The organism is Virgibacillus chiguensis (assembly GCF_900129865.1).
Lineage (GTDB): Bacteria > Bacillota > Bacilli > Bacillales > Amphibacillaceae > Virgibacillus > Virgibacillus chiguensis.
In genome coordinates, this window is record NZ_FQXD01000002.1 from 323,207 (window position 1) to 341,134 (window position 17,928).

The following is a 17,928-nucleotide window of genomic DNA, read 5'->3' on the forward strand; positions in this document are numbered from 1 at the left end:
AACGTTATGAAAACGACATTAAATCGCTTTGATATATTAAGCTTAGTATTAGGTTCCATTATCGGCTGGGGAGCATTTACGCTTCCCGGCATTAAATTTCTTCCAGAGTCTGGCGTTATTAATACAACGATTGGTTTACTGTTAGGCGGATTTGCCATTATTTTCATTCAAAAGGGTTATCATATTATGATGCAGCAACACGCTGAAGATGGAGGCGGCTTTTCTTATACGTTTAAAAACCTAGGGAAAATGCATGGCTTTATTGTTGGCTGGTCTTTAATCCTTTGTTATTTAAGCATCGTCCCTTTGAATGCCACAGCTTTTGTTTTAATTGTTAAAATATTATTTGGAACGAACGTAGAATGGTTCTATCTTTACGATATTGCTGGGTACCCTGTATATTTATCGGAAGTACTCATAGCAAGCATGGTGCTTATATTATTTGCCATCCTAAATATCAGAGGTTTACGAAAAAGCTCCAATGTTCAAAACGTAATGGTATTATTTTTAATCATTAATATTGCCATTGTTTTTATTGCCATGCTATTTGATACTGGTTCAGCTACTATTTCCACGAATTATATAAAAAACTATACGTTGAACCTGTCAGAAATAGCCAAAGTCGTTGCCATCATTCCGTTTCTATTTGTGGGATTTGATATTATTCCTCAAGTAGCAACTCAGTTAAAATTCAAACCTGAAAAAGCGACATGGATAGCCATTATTTCCGTTTTTTCTGGAGTAGTTGCGTACAGTATATTAACAATTGTAACTGCCCTTGCTTTTTCTCCTGATCAAGCAAAACAATTAGATTGGGCCCTAGGCGAAGCAGTTTTAACCCATGTTGGAAGCATCGGATTTCTGTTATTGATTATTGCCCTAATGACTGCTGTATCTGGAGGAATTAATGGATTCATGATTAGTAGCAGTCGATTACTAGCTTCGTTATCTGTTTATAAGCTATGTCACCCTAAATATAAGAAACTGACCCGTAACGCCGTACCAGTAAATAGTGTTCTATTTATCACTGCAATCAGTCTGCTTGCTCCTTGGTTTGGCAGAGAAGTGATTATTTACATTGTCGATATGTCATCATTTTTAGCTGCTATTGCGTATTTCTACGTATGCTTGATTAGTTATAAGTATGCGACAACAAAATGGGATCAATGGCTAACGTTCATAGGAATTATGATAAGTATTAGTTTTATTCTACTTTTAATTCTCCCACAATCACCTGGGAAACTAAGTACACCTTCTCTCCTTTTTATGGGATTATGGGGGATCATTGGATTCTTTTATTATCGTAGCTATACAAAAAAACATGCATAAACAACACCAGATAAATAGCTGGTGTTGTTTATATTTATTAGCTATCCCGTTTTGGGGATTTCTTTCTGTATACTCATAAGGCGAAGTTGCTATGTTTAAGCAGTTGTTTAAAACTGCGCTAAAATATGATTTTAAAGTTTTCCTAAGGTTCGATCAATATTTTCACTTGCGCTTTTTCTTGAAGAAGTGATTCAAACCCTTCCTCCACGATGTTATCTAATGTAATTTTTTTCGTTATTAAATCGCTTACATCAAGCTTACCATCAGCTATTAACTCAATCACTGTCGGGAAAATATTGCGATAACCGATCGATCCGACTAAATGGAGTTCTTTAAAAACAAAGCTATTAGCATCCAATTTCGGTTTGGATTCCCATAAACTTTCAATAACAATTTCTCCGCCCATTTTCGTGCTGTTGACAGCTTGTTCTAATACTATCGGAACGCCTGTAGCCTCAAAGCTAACATCTGCGCCTTCTCCATTGGTTTGCTTCATAATGTCTTCGGCAACATTTGTCTCTGCTGGATGAATAGCCACTGCCCCTAGCTTAGTAGCAACTTTTCTTCGCTCTTCTGATAATTCAATCGCAAATACCTTTTTTGCTCCAGCTAGAAAGCTTGCTTGTATCGTTAATAACCCTATTGGACCTGCTCCAAAAACAGCCACTGTATCACCTACTTTTAAGTGACTAAGTTTTACTGCATGCATGGCAACTGCTGTAGGTTCAACCAAAGCAGCTAACTCATAGCTCATATGTTCAGGAATTTTATGGATCATGTTCTCCGAAACAACGGTATATTCAGAAAAACCTCCACCAACACCAGACATACCAAAAGCTGCAATAACTTCACAAAGGTTATAACGACCTTGGCGGCAAGCTTTACATTTCCCACAAGTAATCATTGGCTCCACCGTGACTCGATCACCTACCGATACTTGCGTAACATCTTTTCCAACTTCTACTACCTCTCCAGCAAATTCATGTCCCATAATAACTGGTGCCGTTCTTTTCGTTAATGGATGAGGAGTATCTGCTGGAATCGTAATGGGCCCAGCAACATATTCATGGAGATCACTTCCACAAATACCAGCCCAAGCTACCCTAATTTTCACATCCCCCGCATGAACTGTTGGTTCATCAACTTCTTCAACACGAATATCCTTCTTTGCATACCAAATTGCTGCTTTCATTGCCTTCACTCCCGTGGAATAGTTTTATAAAAGCATTATTCACTCTATATAAGCATAGCATTAGAGTCAAGCCATTTTTGTATATATTTAGCAATTTTCTATGACATTTTGTTTATTCGATCAATTTGTCAAGGACTTTAGGATCACTAAAATACCATCACATATCGAAATTGTTCTACATCTTTAAGCTTTTGATGTCAGCAGCTTGTTTAGCTGTGAACTTGATAACGCACCTTTTAACCTCCAAAAACTCCTTTCAAAATTACTTCTTGAACTTCATACTATGTTCCGTTATACTTTGGTTAATATTTTTGAATTTTTCATCATTTTTTCAGAAACTGCTTGTTTCACCATAACAATTAGATGAGGAGTTGGGTTTATGGAAACGTTATTCAAGGTTGATTTGAATAAGTCAATGGATAAACAAGACATACCTGGACATAATCGTTGGCACCCTGATATACCTGCTGCATTTGCAGTAGATCCAGGGGAATCCTTTCGTATGGAGTGTTTAGAATGGACAGATGGTCAAATTAAAAATAATGATGACCCCTCTGATATTCGTAAAGTTAATTTAGAGCGTGTACATGTACTAAGTGGACCAGTATATGTAAATGGTGTGGAGCCCGGTGACTTGCTGGTCGTTGACATTCTTGATATTGGCACTTTCGGAGAGCAGCCATGGGGCTTTAACGGCATTTTTGCAAAAGACAATGGCGGGAGCTTCTTAACCGATTATTATCCAGAAGCCGCAAAATCTATTTGGGACTTTCACGGTATTTACACTACTTCAAGACATATACCTAATGTCAAATTTGCAGGATTAATTCATCCTGGGCTCATGGGTGTAGCTCCCTCTCAAGAACTTTTAAACGAATGGAATAGACGGGAAAAAGAATTAATTGCTTCTAATCCAGAACGAGTCCCTCCACTTGCTAATCCACCAACAGAAGAAAGCGTTGTTTTGGGTAATGTAACTGGTTCTAACTTCGACCGAATAGCCAAGGAAGGGGCTAGAACTGTTCCTCCTCGCGAGAATGGTGGCAATTGCGATATAAAAGACCTGTCTAAAGGTTCTCGTGTATATTTTCCAGTATTTGTTGAAGGGGCGAAATTATCTGTAGGAGACCTCCATTTCTCACAAGGTGATGGGGAAATCACCTTTTGTGGTGGAATAGAAATGTCTGGGTGGATTGAATTACGTGTGGATGTTATCAAAGGTGGTATGGCGAAATATCAAATAAAAACAAACCCTGTCTATCAACCAGGTCCAGTAAACCCACATTATAACGAATATATTGTCTTCCAAGGCGTATCCGTTGAGCCAAACGGAAAACAAACTTATTTAGATGCCAATGTCGCCTACCGCAACGCATGTTTAAATGCCATTGATTTTCTAAAGGCGCAAGGATACACTGGAGAACAAGCCTATATGCTTTTATCTGCTGCACCAGTACAAGGGCATTTAGCAGGAGTTGTTGACATACCTAATACTTGCGCAACAGTTGGCATACCAAAAGAAATATTTACGAAGAATATCTTACCATTGTAACGGAGGTGGACTCATGGTCACTTATACTTTTAACTGCCAATTATGTGGTGAATTTTCAGAGTGGCATCAAAGTATAAAAGGTAATAAACAAATAACGACCTGCCCAACTTGTCATGCTGCTTCCAAGCGGGTATTTAAACCACCCATTATCTTTCAAATGGACCAAACCGTAAAGAAACAAATTGAACGCGGAATGAAACCACAATTAATCAAAAAACAACATTTGCCCTCAACACCTATTGGATCAAAAACGAAAACAAAGCGACCTTGGCAGGTTTGAATCCATTTTGAATACGCGGGGGCTGGAATATGCAGCCCTTTTTCTTACTACCAATTTACGGCTTGTATTTCTGCCCATACCATTCTGCCTCAGCAACTCCAAATTTCTGCCTAAATTTATCCATGTACTTGTATAAATAGTAACTTCTTATTGCGACACTGTTAAAATATAAAAATAATAGGGATGCTAAACATACAGCTAAAGGTGCAAAATCAATTAATGAGCCCATAATTTTTGTTTCTAAATCATTTGCCTCAGAGAAAATAACTTTCGTTAAATAATATAAACCTCCAACTCCAAATAGTATACTTGTAACATTTTTTCTATTTTGGCTAAACCATTCCACAAATTCTGATCTTTTCTTTTTGGTACCATATACCATCTCTTTTGCGTTTTGATAGCTTCGAAAAAAAACATATAGATAGCTAATTACAAATAAGATGGTATAAGTCATTCTTAAGTAAAAATTATTCACAATTAATTGCGCTAACTTAAATGAAAAAGTAAAAAATAACAACATAGCTATAGTTAAAAATACATTATATATAAAAACACCTTTAATATTATTTTTTTCTCTATAAATGTATGCTGCTAAAGCAGCTACTAAAACTAACATAGCCTGTATGTGCATGTACCATATACTTGAAAAAACAGGAATGAATTCATTATTTACATCCAATGGAATTGTACCTCTATCCATATTATTAATCATAAAAACACTTAGACCATAGTAAGCATAGGAGCCTAAACCAATAAAAAACACAATAAAGGCAATTGCCTTTATAGTTTTAAATCGTTTAACCATATTAATCGAATTCTTTGCAAAGCTCTCACTTACTGCACCTTCCACTTGAGAAAATGATCCCTTAAATATGTTTTGCTTCATAATCCCACCCTTTTCATAATTACCTTATGAAAACTTGCAATTAAGGAAAAATAATATGTAAATAGGTTTATTAGAAAAATACATGTATTGCAAAAGTTTATTACCATATTCATTTTTAGTGTTCATGACATTTAACCCTTATATTTTTCCCCATACCAATCTGCCTCAATAATTCCAAATTTCTTCCTGAATTTCTCCGAGTACTTGTATAAATAATATGCTCTTATAACTACACTATTTAAATATAAAAACGTAGAAATTATTAAACATACGAATAAAGGGGCAAAATCAATTAATGAGCCCATTATTCTAGTTTCTAAATCAGCTACTTCTGGAGAGATAACTTTCGTTAATAAAAATAAAGCTCCAACTCCAAATAATACACTTGTAACATTTTTCCTATTTGTGCTTAGCCATTCAACAAATGCTAACCTTTTCTTTTTCGTACCATACACCATTTTCTTCGCATTTTGATAGCTTTGATAAAAAACAAAAATAAAACTACATATAAGTAATACCGTATATAATATACGTAATATATAACTATTTACCATTAATTGTGTAAGTTTAAAAGTGAAAAGTAAAAATAGTAACCAACCAAGCGATAAAAAAATGTTTAATAGAAAAAAACCTTTCACATGATTTCTTTTTTTATATATAAAAGCTGCCAACCCAGCTATAAAAAATAGAAAAGACTGTATATGTATATACCATATACTAGAAAAGACAGGAATAAATTCATTATTACTATCCAGCGGTATTGCAAAATCATCTATATTGTTAGTTAAGTAAAAGCTTACTCCATAAAAAACATAAGAAGCACCCGAAAAAAATAGAATTAATATGAATAATTTATAAAATTTAAAATCGTTTACAGTTTTAATTGAAGCTTTCATAAAATTATCGCTAATTGTCTCTTCCACTTGAGAAAAAGACCCAGTAAATATGCTCTTCATCCTACCTCTCCACCTACTTACACAAAACTCACATTTTACATTTAAATTCATTTTAAATTTATAATTATCTGTATCAGCATGTATAATGTGTGGGGCACTATACACATGCGCATGAATAATTAATACTTGATATGGAGAGCCCCATGATTCAGCCGTCAAAAGCCTGCAGTTATTTACGTGCTTTCTGACCGAATCATATTTTATGCTATTACGCTCGTAGATGTAATAAAACTGGGGGCATTAGCTTTTTTTCGTGCTTAAATTTGCATTTATACAGTTACCTATGTAACCTTTTATCACATGTTCATAACAACTCGTATCCGTTTACCCCTGATATTTCTCCCCATACCAATCTTTCTTATCGACTCCAAACTTCTGCCTAAACTGTTCAGAATACTTATATAAATAATAACTTCTTATTGCAACACTGTTAAAATATAAGAATGAAAAAGATGCGAAACATACAATTAAAGGCAGAAAATCAATCAATGATCCAATAATTCTTGTTTCTAAGTCATTTGCCTCCATAAAAATAACTTTTGATAGGTAATACAAGCCCCCAACACCGATTAAAAAACTAGTAATATTTTTTCTATTTCTGCTAAACCACTCAATTAATGATGATCTTTTCTTCTTTGTACCATACACCATTTTTTTTGCTTTTTGGTAACTTTTCACAAAGATATATAGATAACTAATCATAAATAACCCTGTATAGATCAAACGTAATGATGAACTATATACTAGCAATTGCATTACTTTAAAAAAGAAAATCATAAATAAAAGTAGAAATATAGTCAAAAATGTATTGTATACAAAAAAACTTTTAATATTATCTTTCTTTCTATATACTAATGTACCAATCACTACTGTTAGTATTAAAATAGACTGAATGTGCATATACCAGATATTATCAAATATAGTGATAAATTCATTATTTTGATCTAATGGTATTGTAGCTTGATTCATAATATTACTTATATAGATACTTGCCCCATACAAAGCATATGAAGCTAAACCAATACAAAAAATCATGAATATGAATGCCTTTAATAAATTAAATCCCTTAATCGTATTAATTGAATTCTTTGCAAAACTCTCACTAACAGTTTCTTCTACTTGAGAAAATGATCCATTAAATACGCTTTTCATCCTTTCACCCTTTTCATAACCACCTAGGAAAACTTCCGATTAAAGAAAAATAAGGTGCAAACAGGTTTATTAGAAAAATACATGTATTGCAAAAGTTTATTGCCATTCTCACTTTTAGTGTTCATGACATTTAACCCTTATATTTCCCCCCATACCAATCTGTCTCAGCAATTCCAAATTTCTTCCTGAACTCCTCGGAACACTTATATAAATAATACGATCTTATTAGTTTACTATTTAAATATATAAACGTGAAAAATAATAAACAGACGGCTAAAGGCGCAAATTCAATTAATGAGCCCATAATTCTAGTTTCTAAATCATCTACTTCTGGAGAGATTACTTTTGTTAAATAATATAAAGCTCCAACTCCAAATAGCATACTTAACACATTTTTTCTGTTTTTGCTTAGCCATTCAACAAATGCTAATCTTTTCTTTTTCGTACCATACACCATTTTTTTTGCGTTCTGATAGCTTTGATAAAAAACGAAGATAATACTACATAGAAATAATGCCGTATATAACATACGTAATGTATAGCTATTCACCATTAATTGTGTGAATTTGAAAGCAAAAAGCAAAAATAGTAACCAACCAAGAGATAAAAAAAAGTTGAATAGAAAGTAACCTTTCGCATGATTTCTTTCTTTATATAAAAAAGCTACCAATCCAGCGATAAAAAATATAAAAACCTGTATATGTATATACCAAATATTTGAAAACAAAGAAATAAATTCATTATTTTTGTCAAATGGTACTGCTAAATCATCTATATTGTTAGTAAAGAAAAAACTTACTCCATAGACTGCATAAGAACTACCCGAAAAAAATAAAAATACTAATATCAATTTATACATTTTAAATTTTTTTATAGTGTTAATTGCCTCTTTCATAAAGTTCTCACTAATTGTCTCTTCTACTTGAGAAAAAGACCCAGTAAATATGCTCTTCATCCTATCTCCACCTACTTACACAAAACTCACATTTTACATTTAAATTCATTTTAAATTTATAATTATCTGTATCAGCATGTATAATGTGTGGTGCACTATACATGCGCATGAATAATTAATACTTGATATGGAGAGCCCCATGATTCAGCCGTCAAAAGCCTGCAGTTATTTACGTGCTTTCTGACCGAATCATATTTTATGCTATTGCGCTCGTAGATGTAATAAAACTGGGGGCATTAGCTTTTTTTTCGTGCTTAAATTTGCATTTATACAATTACCTATGTAACCTTTTATCACATGTTCATAACAACTCGTATCCGTTTACCCCTGATATTTCTCCCCATACCACTCTTTCTTATCGACTCCAAACTTCTGCCTAAACTGTTCGGAATACTTATATAAATAGTAACTTCTAATGACAACACTATTAAGGTATAGAAAGGTAAATAAAACCAAACACAATATTAGCGGAGCAAACTCTGCTAACGACCCATACAACCTAGTTTGAATATCCCCTGTTTCTGGAAATATCACTTTTGCTAAATAATAAATTCCCCAAACGCCAAATAACGTACTCATTACACTCTTTCTATTCCTGCTAAACCATTCAACTATAGCAGACCTCTTCTTTTTTGTGCCATATACCATTTTCTTCGCATTATAATAGCTTCGTAAAAAAATATATACAATACTAGATATAAATAAAACCGTATATAACATCCGTAACCAAAATTCATTCACAAATAATTGAGATACTTTAAAAACGAAAATCATAAATAAAAGTAAAGACAGCGTAAAAAATAAGTTATAGAAAAAAAATGCTTTTACATTATTTTTTTCTTTATACACTAAAGCTATAATTACAACTATTGAAATTAATAGAGCCTGGATGTGCATATACCATATACTTGAAAAAACAGGTATAAATTCATTATTTACATCAAGCGGGATTGTAGTTTTATCCATGTTGTTTCCTAAATAGATACTTACCCCATACAAAGCATATGAACCTAATCCAACACAAAAAACCATGAATGCGAATGCTTTTAATAAATTAAATTCCTTAATCGTATTAATCGAATTCTTTGCAAAGCTTTCACTTACTGCAACTTCCACTTGAGAAAACAATCCCTTAAATATGTTTTGCTTCATAATCCCACCCTTTTCTTGAAAAAAATAAGATGTAGACAGGTTTATTATAGGTAATATATGTATTTAAGTGTTCATGACATTTAACCCTTATACTTTTCCCCATACCAATCTGCCTCAGCAATTCCAAATTTCTTCCTGTACTCCTCCGAATATATTAATAAGTAATAATTCCTGATTGCTACATTATTTAAATACAAAAAAATAAGAGATCCAAAGATTGAAAATAGCGGGAGAAATTCTGCTAATGATCCAATTAATCTAGTTTCTAAGTCCTCTGCTTCTGGGAAGATTACTTTTGATAAGTAGTATACCCCTCCTATAGTAATCAAAACACTCGTGACCTTTTTTTGGCTGTTCCGTGAACCATTTCTATTGCATTTTTATAACTAGTGACAAATGTATATAATAAAAAAACTATAAGCAATATGGTATATATCGTGCGTAATGGCGAGCTAGATACAAACAATTGAGTAAATTTAAAGAAATAAAGTAGAAAAAATAATATAAAAATGTTTAAAAAAACATTATAGATAAACGCTGCCTTTATTTTGTTTTTTTTCCTAAATAATAAAACGCCAATTACAATGGTTAGAATGAACATAGCTTGTATGTGCATATACCAAATGTTTGAAAAAATGGTTATAAATTCATTATTATCGTCTAATCTTACTACCAATTCATTCATATGCGTTCCAATATAAGTACTTACTCCAAATAAAGCGTAAGACGCTAACCCTACAAAAAAAACCAAGAATATAATTATCATTAAAAAGTTTAATCTTTCTATATTTTTAATGGTGTTCTTAGCAAAATTAACACTAATTGCTTCTTCAACCTGTGTAAATGTTCCTGTAAATAGTTTCTTCATTCGCTCTCCTTTGCATGGAGGATGCCAAACTCTATTGAGTAAGTACTAACTCCATATTTTCATATATGTATTCTCCTTCTTTATTTCCAAATGTCATGTCAATTTTTATATTCTTCATAGAATCTTTTAGACGATTAATAGTATTAATAGCTATTTTTATAAACTTCTTCCCAGCTTGGTTGTAAGTCATTTATTGAATATGTTAACACATTGTCAAATGTTAACGGTCTAATTTCCAATTTCAACTCAAGCACTATTTCTTCCCGGTTTAATTCTCCACGTTTATTAAAGACTCCATTTTCACTCTACTCTCTAAAGCTTTGCTCCTTCTTCTGAATGAACGCTATTATTAATCTCCACTCCGGGATCACTTCACCACCCCTTGAACCAGTACCGTTTTTTCCTACTCTAGATTCATGCGCAGTACGTTTTCCTTTCCGTAACGATCTCATACCATTTTAATCCTTGTATTTCTCCCCATACCAATGTTTTTTAGCAACCCCAAATTTCTGCCTGAATTTCTCAGAGTACTTGTATAAATAGTAACTTCTTATTGCTACACTGTTAAAATATAAGAATGAAAAAGATGCGAAAGATACAGCTAAAGGTGCAAAATCAATTAATGAACCAAATATTCTAGTTTCTAAATCATCTACTTCTGGAGAAATAACTTTTGTTAAATAATATAAAGCTCCGAATCCAAATAGTATACTTAACACATTTTTTCTATTTTTGCTTAGCCACTCAACCAACGCTGTCCTTTTCTTTTTTGTACCATACACCATTTTCTTTGCATTTTGATAACTTTGATAAAAAACGAAAATAAAACTACATAAAAATAATACCGTATATAACATACGTAATGTATAGCTATTTACTATTAATTGGGTAAATTTGAAGGCGAAAAGCAAAAATAGTAACCCACCAAGAGATAAAAAAAAGATAAATAGAAAGTAACCTTTCGCATGATTTTTTTCTTTATATATAAAAGCTATCAATCCGGCAATAAAAAATATAAAAGCCTGGAGATGTATATACCATATACTTGAAAATAAAGGGATAAATTCATTATTTTTATCAAATGATACTGCTAAATCATCTATATTGTTAGTAAAGAAAAAACTTACCCCGTAAACAACATAAGAACTACCTGAAAAAAATAATAAAAATATAATCAATTTATGCATTTTAAAATTTTTTATAGAGTTTATTGCCTCTTTCATAAAGTTCTCGCTAATTGCCTCTTCCACTTGAGAAAAAGACCCAGTAAATATGCTCTTCATCCTATCTCCACCTACTTACACAAAACTCACATTTTACATTTAAATTCATTTTAAATTTTTAATTATCTGTATCAGCATGTATAATGTGTGGTGCACTATACATGCCGCATGAATAATTAATACTTCATATGGAGAGCCCCAGATCCAGCCGTCAAAAGCCTGCTATTTAGTGCTGGCTAACGTATCCAAACTATTACCTAAGAGTAATTCCTGTCTATTAATAATAGCTTAAATGCTTACTTTTCTATATCCATTTCAAAATTAGCCATGTCTATATACACATTATCTTTTGTTAAACGATTAAACATTTGCTCCTGTTGTGGAGTTACATCCAGCATAAATGGTATTGCGGTATCAGCATGAAGAATGCCAAACTCTTCTTCAGTAAGCACTAACTCCTTATTTTCAAATATGTATTCTCCTTCTTGATTTCCAAATGTCATATCAAATTTGATATTCTTCATAGAATCTTTTAGTCGATTAATAGCCAGAAATAAAATGGATCGACTTCCATCAGGGTTAATTGAAATATCAAACGGATAGAGGCTAAAATCATTTGGAACTCCCATTTTGGGATCAGCTTTAATTGCTTCATCTAAAACCGTATAGATTTCATTATTTTGAATTGTCATCCCCGCATCTTTGTCCTGTTTCTGTAATTTCAATTGTAAGTCGTGCATTTGACCTCCAGCATGTTCACTTGTGTTTTGTTCATTTCCATTATCTGTTTTCGCCTGCACTTCTGTATCTTCAGATTGCTTCTCACTGTCATCTATTTCTTTTGCATCATTACTACATGCAACCAATAAAAACAAAAGCGCAATCATGATTAGCATTAAAAACCTTTTCATTATTCATTCTCCCTCCCCAATGGCTATTGCGTTTAAACTCCTACACTCATCTCCACATATCTTCTTCCCATGTGGCTAGTCTTATACTCTACAAACACAGGGGTTTTCTGTTGCAATCCATTTTGTCTTATATAGTGCATTAGCTCCCAAAACTTCACTTGAGATGCTGTTTCAAAATCATCCATTAATCGTGTCATAATCATTGGCTTGACAGAAAAGTAACTATGAAAATATACTTGCTGCTCTTCATCCGAAATTGTAAAATTACTTTCAAGAATTGGCAAAAAAATTTCTGCCTGCATAACCTCACTTGTTGGGTCGCTCAAAATAGTAAATAACATTCTACCATCTGGATGATATCCTTCCTTTTCCAAAATAGATTGAAAATCTTTAATGGCTATATCAATTTCTTCAGGTACAAACTGATAATATTTTGAAACTACATTTGTATGCGCAATATGATGTTGTTCTACAATCATGACCCCTCACCTCTATGATTGAAAGGTACATATAGATCAATGATAAAATCATCATATACTTCCAACAGTACACAATAAAATGTAGCATCTATTGGTACATCATGAAGATGAGCATATTCTTGAATTCGCTGATAAGCAGCATGGAAATCAGTTGCTTGATCCGCCTGGCGTAAAACTAAAGCGTCTTTAATATATAGTTTCTCTTGGAAATGAAAGTCGGTTTCATCTGATAACTTAACAGGCTCGCTAATTGGCAAATAATATGTGAACTTACCAAATTTATCTTCGTTCTTTTCAGGAGAAACCGAAAAAAATATGGGACCATTTTGGTAAATACCTTCAGCAAGTATAAAATCTTCCATAATGAAAAAACCTTGTTGCCAATTTTTTTCTTAACTGCCTTGTTTCATAGATTAATAAATTATCAAAAATAAGTGAGCGAGTTTCAAATTGCAAATCAATCATCCTCCCTTTCCGATCCCATTGTCTTTAAAATTTCCATTTTTATCAAAATTAAAACTTTCAAAACGATATTTACAGTAGAGAATAACTAATTGTTCTGGTAGTACAAAAAGCATGCTGAAATATAGTAAAGGGCCTATTGTAATTAAAACCATGGCATTTATGTCTAACGTGTAGCTGATTTGATGCATATATTGAATGATATACACCAACGCTGTACCAACCATTATAGCTACAGGAAGATATGATCCTTTTTCTAACTTACTTCTATGTGCATCTTTTTTAGTTCCTTCTTTATAATGACCCTTTTTTAACAATATATAAAACCTTGCATAAGTGATTACGAAAACAAGGAGCCCTATTGAAAGTGTAATAAAAGTAAAATTCATGAGTGAGCCCACTGTAGCCTCAAAACTAAAATTATTTGAACCCAGTATAAATAATGAATTTAGATACATACTTAAGCCTATATTTTGAGATACAAATATAATTAACAAATACTGGGCTTTTTGATTACTTGAATACACTTTTGGAATTGAAAGAAATATAGAAAAGACTACAAGTGCTATTGTTATCCATAAATGCACATTCATTAAAATGTCTTTGTATGGATAAATGGTTGTATCAGCAGCTACTACATATGTTAAGAAAAATATTAATGGTTGAATAAAAATCGATAAGAATACAGCAAAAGCTAAATTCTTTGGACTTTGCCTGCCTGATTTTAATGATCCACGCAAAACGTAAAAATCTTTTTCGTGTAATTGATTAAGCATTTCTTGCATCTCCCTACCTTAAAAACAAATAAACAAAAGATTCTTGTGAAATTTCATAAACATAGTAATGTAACAAAGCTTGCTTTAATGTTAATAGCAATTTTTCTGCTTCTCCATACCAACCTCCCTTTCTTAGAAATTCGAAGTTTTACCCTAAAGATAAGATATGGAATTACAGATTTCCTGGAATTTTAATATATCAATGCATCCCTCAAGCGTTCATGACCTAATCTTATGAGTACAAAAAGAGGAGAAAATAAACCTAAAATATAAATTTAATACGGAGTTACTCTTCTCCTTGTTTTCCATCCTTTTTTCTTCTCTGGAAGAATAGAATCAATGGAGTAGCAACCAGTAATGGAATTAAAATTTTCAGAATCACAAAAGGAAGAAAAATAGATTTTTAAGAAAAAAGTGGTTTAAACATGTTATCTCTTTAAATGCTAATTTAAGTACTGATGCTAGTTTAACCGTGTGATTTTTTATCCCTAGTGTATTAACTTTATTCGGAAAGGCGAGCATAGATAGCCTTGTTCGGTCATCCAACTCTTATAACAGCTAGCTTTTGACTGTCGAACCATGCGAGTAAAGGTAACTAATTATTCATGTACACGTATAAAGAAGCATGCTTTTAAAAAACTTTGTAGTTTGAAACAGACATTTATATCTTGTCCAAGAAGGAAGCTGTAGTGGAAAGCAAGGGAACACTTACTAGCCATCCCCTTGCTTATCTTTTTTATTCTAAAAGTACAAGCTACAATAATATCAAATCTAACAATCAATGGTAAATTTAGGGTATTTAACTTCAGTAATTTTTTTATTATATTCTTTTTGAAATAATTCTTCCTGTTCATCTATATACCCTTCAAAAAACACCTTATCAATATTTTCATGATTGAAGAAGTACACCTGTTCTTCAATCTTTCCAGTAGGATATATAGATGCTGAATAATCAAAATACCCTATAACCCCCTCTTTATTATACAAGGGGGCTCTATTTATAATCATTAACTTTATATCCCCATTTTTCAATTGAACTACGCTCCCTATTGGTAATATTTCCAATATAAACACATCCTCCGCAAAAGAATTTTTATAAGTGAATATTTTTATTTTGAAATCCTCTTAAAATTTTCAATCTAGAAAGCGGTCTATTTATTAATATTATAAACAACGGAACGCTTCCTAAAGAACCAATTATTAAAAGTTCCATTTGTTGGAAAATAAAAAACAGAACAGATCCTATCACAAACATGACTAGGCTAATTCCCCCTCCTAGATTGACTTCAAGGCGATATTGATTTTCACCTTCTGTAGCGTATTTTTTCATACTCTCTTGATTTAAAAAAATATTTTCATCTGTTTTCTGAATATAATAATGACTATATACAAATTTAGCTATAAAAAAGCAAACACCGTTAGCTATAGCAAACAAAGTAATATTTAATAGCACTCCTTTATATGGTTGATAAATTTGATTTATAAATTGTGAACCATAGAGAACTACAAAAAACAGTAAAATATATATTAGAGATGACTTTTCTCGATGAGGGAACTTATAAAGTTTATTATTTTTATCATCAAAAAATAATGTGTAAATTTCTTTTTCTCTATATATTGGAATTAATTTATTTTTCACTACCCCACTCCTTATATACTATACAAATAATTAATTAAATATAGATCCTAGATTACCAAAAAAACCAGCTACTGCATCGCCTATTTTTTCACTAGCAACTACAACACTATCGCCTACATCCTGAAAAGTTGATGCAATTTTTTCTTTATTGTCATAGTATAAGTCAAACAACATTGACCCTGACACTCCTACCATAAACCCTACTGGCGCACCAATTCCTCCACCAATTAATGTACCTATTTGGGCTCCAATTAATCCAGCCCCTAAGTGTCCTGTAGATTTCAAAGCTGCATCAGTAATTTCTTCACCTTTATACAGTTGAATACCAAAATCAACTACTGAACCTATAATTGGAACACGAATACTAGCTGCTGATCTAAGCATTTGCTTTGCTATTGAAGGAGGCTCATATTGTAATGCTTGAGTACCGTAGGGCCCCACAGTTACTAGACCTCTATCTATAAAAATTGATGTATTATCTTTCACCCATTTATTAATTGATTCCGCAATAGGCTTTGATATTTCTTCAGTTAACTTAGAAGTAGCAGCATTTCTTAAAAAAGCTGTTCCCGTACTAATTACTCCCTGTAAGATAGAATCATATGTTTCCATACTTATTATCCCTTGCTCATAATCTTCCTTAGCTTTATTTATAATCACCTTGGAACCCCGATCAAGATTTTCCAATTTTTTCTTTTCTTCGCTAGAATTATTTACATAGTCTTTTAAAACAGGTAATCCTACATAAGCTATTGAGAATGTATGACCTTCAAAGTGACCTTGATCTTTTTTCTTGTCAAAGTTATTTATTGTAACATCGATATGATGTAATAGTTCTTTCATTTGTAAGTCATGTTGTTTTCCTTCTGTTGTAAATAAAGCAAATTTCTCTTCTAAATTTTTAATTTCTTTCTTTAATCTCCTTTGGTCATTTTCAACAAATGAGAAATCTGGGGTAGTAGTGCTACTTATATCTCCTACATTACTTATCGTTCTGTTAATAGATTGATGTTCAAAGTTAATTTTCTCATACTGTTCATTTACGTCCATATTTATATCTTGCAAGTGATTTTTTTCTATTTTTGTAGATTTATTTGAATCTACCTCAGATACAAATAAATCTATATGATTTCCTAAATAGTTTTTCACATCTAAAAACAGCCTTTGGTAAACATCTATAATCGTCAAATGAAAGTCACCAAAATATTGTTTTGCTTGTTTTGCAGCTTTTCCTGAAAAAGACTCTATTGCAATAATTTGTTCAATATCTTTTTTAACTCGTTCCAAGATAGAATCAATTTCTGAAGATGCAACCTTTAAATCATCTGATAATCTAAAAACTTCAGACATATCAACTTTATCTCCCATTTTTATCCCTCCTCTAATAACGTAAAGGTTGTGGTCCAGATATATGAAAATCATTATCTGCATAGCCAGCTAGCTTTTTATCATTCTCATACATTTTCTCACCTATATCTTCTAATGAGGTGATATCTTTTTGCAATAATGTTTTGTATTTTTGAAGCAACTCAATTGCTTTTATTATATTTTCTAGATCATTAACAAATGGTTTTACATTTGTTCTATCAAAAGATCGACTAGTTTTAATACTAGACTCCAAATCGGACACAGAAGATCTTAACTTACCTATCTTTGATCTAAATTGCTCTATGTGAATACTAACTTCCTCTGACATGTAGAATTACTCCTTTCTAGAAATTTCTCTATCAATAGAAGTGAGTGTATTTTGTAAACTCATGATGCCAGTTTCATATGAATTTATCTTTCTCTCATAAAGCATGATATCTTCTTCTATTCTTTGCTTAACATCTTCTGTCTTTAGAATAAAGCTTCTTATGCTACTTTTATACACATTATAGTACTTATTAAATTCAGTTACTTTTGCCCCCTTCCATCTATTTTCATCAACTGGTAGGTTATCTATAGAACGCTTAGTTGTTTCCATTTCTGTAATGCTTGCTTCTAATTCTCTAGCCGCATCTTTTAATCTAATTACCTTAGAATTTAAGATATCAATTTGATTCCTTGCGTTTGCAATACCAGCTAATGTCGAACCCCTCTGCTCCCGCAAAAGACTTAATGATGTGCTCATCCC

General features: G+C 32.1%; 22 protein-coding genes. 3 read left to right on the forward strand and 19 right to left on the reverse strand.

Going from position 1 to position 17,928, the window contains the following annotated elements; genetic code table 11:
- Positions 1-6 precede the first annotated feature (6 nt).
- Positions 7-1,329: an APC family permease gene (locus tag BUB45_RS04010; protein WP_073005515.1), complete on the forward strand. Its 1,323-nt coding sequence runs from the start codon at positions 7-9 to the stop codon at positions 1,327-1,329.
- Positions 1,330-1,471: 142 nt separating this feature from the next.
- Here the strand turns inward: BUB45_RS04010 and BUB45_RS04015 are convergent, their stop codons facing one another.
- On the reverse strand, positions 1,472-2,521 hold the full coding sequence (locus BUB45_RS04015; RefSeq protein ID WP_073005517.1) for a 2,3-butanediol dehydrogenase: 1,050 nt from the start codon (positions 2,519-2,521) through the stop codon (positions 1,472-1,474).
- 379 nt (positions 2,522-2,900) lie between these two features.
- On the opposite strand from BUB45_RS04015, the gene fmdA reads away from it, so the two are divergent.
- Positions 2,901-4,073 carry a formamidase gene (gene fmdA, locus BUB45_RS04020; protein WP_073005519.1) on the forward strand — a complete coding sequence of 391 codons (1,173 nt, stop codon included), beginning with the start codon at positions 2,901-2,903 and terminating at the stop codon, positions 4,071-4,073.
- Positions 4,074-4,086: 13 nt separating this feature from the next.
- Positions 4,087-4,353, forward strand: a complete 267-nt coding sequence (locus BUB45_RS04025) for an FmdB family zinc ribbon protein (RefSeq protein ID WP_073005522.1) — start codon at positions 4,087-4,089, stop codon at positions 4,351-4,353.
- 55 nt (positions 4,354-4,408) lie between these two features.
- On the opposite strand, the gene BUB45_RS04030 is transcribed toward BUB45_RS04025, so the two are convergent.
- From BUB45_RS04030 to BUB45_RS04110, 18 genes are all read right to left on the reverse strand, one after another.
- Complete coding sequence (locus BUB45_RS04030; RefSeq protein ID WP_073005524.1) at positions 4,409-5,239, reverse strand: hypothetical protein; 831 nt, start codon at positions 5,237-5,239, stop codon at positions 4,409-4,411.
- 131 nt (positions 5,240-5,370) lie between these two features.
- Positions 5,371-6,195, reverse strand: coding sequence for a hypothetical protein (locus BUB45_RS04035; protein ID WP_073005526.1), 825 nt, complete (start codon positions 6,193-6,195; stop codon positions 5,371-5,373).
- 324 nt (positions 6,196-6,519) lie between these two features.
- Positions 6,520-7,347 carry a hypothetical protein gene (locus tag BUB45_RS04040; RefSeq protein WP_073005528.1) on the reverse strand — a complete coding sequence of 276 codons (828 nt, stop codon included), beginning with the start codon at positions 7,345-7,347 and terminating at the stop codon, positions 6,520-6,522.
- Between the two features lie 130 nt (positions 7,348-7,477).
- A complete protein-coding gene (locus BUB45_RS04045) occupies positions 7,478-8,302 on the reverse strand; it encodes a hypothetical protein (RefSeq protein WP_073005530.1) in 825 nt (274 codons plus the stop codon).
- 321 nt (positions 8,303-8,623) lie between these two features.
- A complete protein-coding gene (locus tag BUB45_RS04050) occupies positions 8,624-9,454 on the reverse strand; it encodes a hypothetical protein (RefSeq protein WP_073005532.1) in 831 nt (276 codons plus the stop codon).
- Between the two features lie 80 nt (positions 9,455-9,534).
- Positions 9,535-9,783 (reverse strand): hypothetical protein, encoded by a 249-nt coding sequence (locus tag BUB45_RS20095; RefSeq protein WP_073005534.1) that lies wholly within the window; start codon positions 9,781-9,783, stop codon positions 9,535-9,537.
- Positions 9,780-10,322, reverse strand: coding sequence for a hypothetical protein (locus BUB45_RS04060; RefSeq protein WP_073005537.1), 543 nt, complete (start codon positions 10,320-10,322; stop codon positions 9,780-9,782). The genes BUB45_RS20095 and BUB45_RS04060 overlap by 4 nt, the downstream gene beginning before the upstream one ends.
- Before the next feature lie 305 nt (positions 10,323-10,627).
- Complete coding sequence (locus BUB45_RS19740) at positions 10,628-10,774, reverse strand: hypothetical protein (protein WP_170861701.1); 147 nt, start codon at positions 10,772-10,774, stop codon at positions 10,628-10,630.
- Positions 10,775-10,780: 6 nt separating this feature from the next.
- Positions 10,781-11,605, reverse strand: coding sequence for a hypothetical protein (locus BUB45_RS04065; RefSeq protein WP_073005539.1), 825 nt, complete (start codon positions 11,603-11,605; stop codon positions 10,781-10,783).
- 236 nt (positions 11,606-11,841) lie between these two features.
- Positions 11,842-12,456: a hypothetical protein gene (locus BUB45_RS04070; RefSeq protein WP_073005541.1), complete on the reverse strand. Its 615-nt coding sequence runs from the start codon at positions 12,454-12,456 to the stop codon at positions 11,842-11,844.
- 32 nt (positions 12,457-12,488) lie between these two features.
- Complete coding sequence (locus BUB45_RS04075; protein WP_073005543.1) at positions 12,489-12,935, reverse strand: DUF5085 family protein; 447 nt, start codon at positions 12,933-12,935, stop codon at positions 12,489-12,491.
- Positions 12,932-13,297, reverse strand: coding sequence for a hypothetical protein (locus BUB45_RS04080; protein ID WP_244527649.1), 366 nt, complete (start codon positions 13,295-13,297; stop codon positions 12,932-12,934). Before BUB45_RS04080 ends, BUB45_RS04075 begins: the two co-directional genes overlap by 4 nt.
- 99 nt (positions 13,298-13,396) lie before the next feature.
- A complete protein-coding gene (locus BUB45_RS04085) occupies positions 13,397-14,173 on the reverse strand; it encodes a hypothetical protein (protein ID WP_073005545.1) in 777 nt (258 codons plus the stop codon).
- A 771-nt stretch (positions 14,174-14,944) separates the two neighbouring features.
- The gene (locus BUB45_RS04090; protein ID WP_244527650.1) at positions 14,945-15,238 is read right to left on the reverse strand and encodes a DUF4176 domain-containing protein; all 294 of its coding nucleotides are present in this window, start codon (positions 15,236-15,238) and stop codon (positions 14,945-14,947) included.
- Between the two features lie 28 nt (positions 15,239-15,266).
- Positions 15,267-15,812, reverse strand: a complete 546-nt coding sequence (locus tag BUB45_RS04095) for a hypothetical protein (RefSeq protein ID WP_073005547.1) — start codon at positions 15,810-15,812, stop codon at positions 15,267-15,269.
- Positions 15,813-15,842: 30 nt separating this feature from the next.
- Positions 15,843-17,180 (reverse strand): T7SS effector LXG polymorphic toxin, encoded by a 1,338-nt coding sequence (locus tag BUB45_RS04100; RefSeq protein ID WP_073005549.1) that lies wholly within the window; start codon positions 17,178-17,180, stop codon positions 15,843-15,845.
- 13 nt (positions 17,181-17,193) lie between these two features.
- Positions 17,194-17,508, reverse strand: a complete 315-nt coding sequence (locus tag BUB45_RS04105; RefSeq protein ID WP_073005551.1) for a TIGR04197 family type VII secretion effector — start codon at positions 17,506-17,508, stop codon at positions 17,194-17,196.
- 6 nt (positions 17,509-17,514) lie between these two features.
- Positions 17,515-17,925, reverse strand: coding sequence for a YwqH-like family protein (locus BUB45_RS04110; protein ID WP_073005553.1), 411 nt, complete (start codon positions 17,923-17,925; stop codon positions 17,515-17,517).
- Positions 17,926-17,928: the final 3 nt, after the last annotated feature.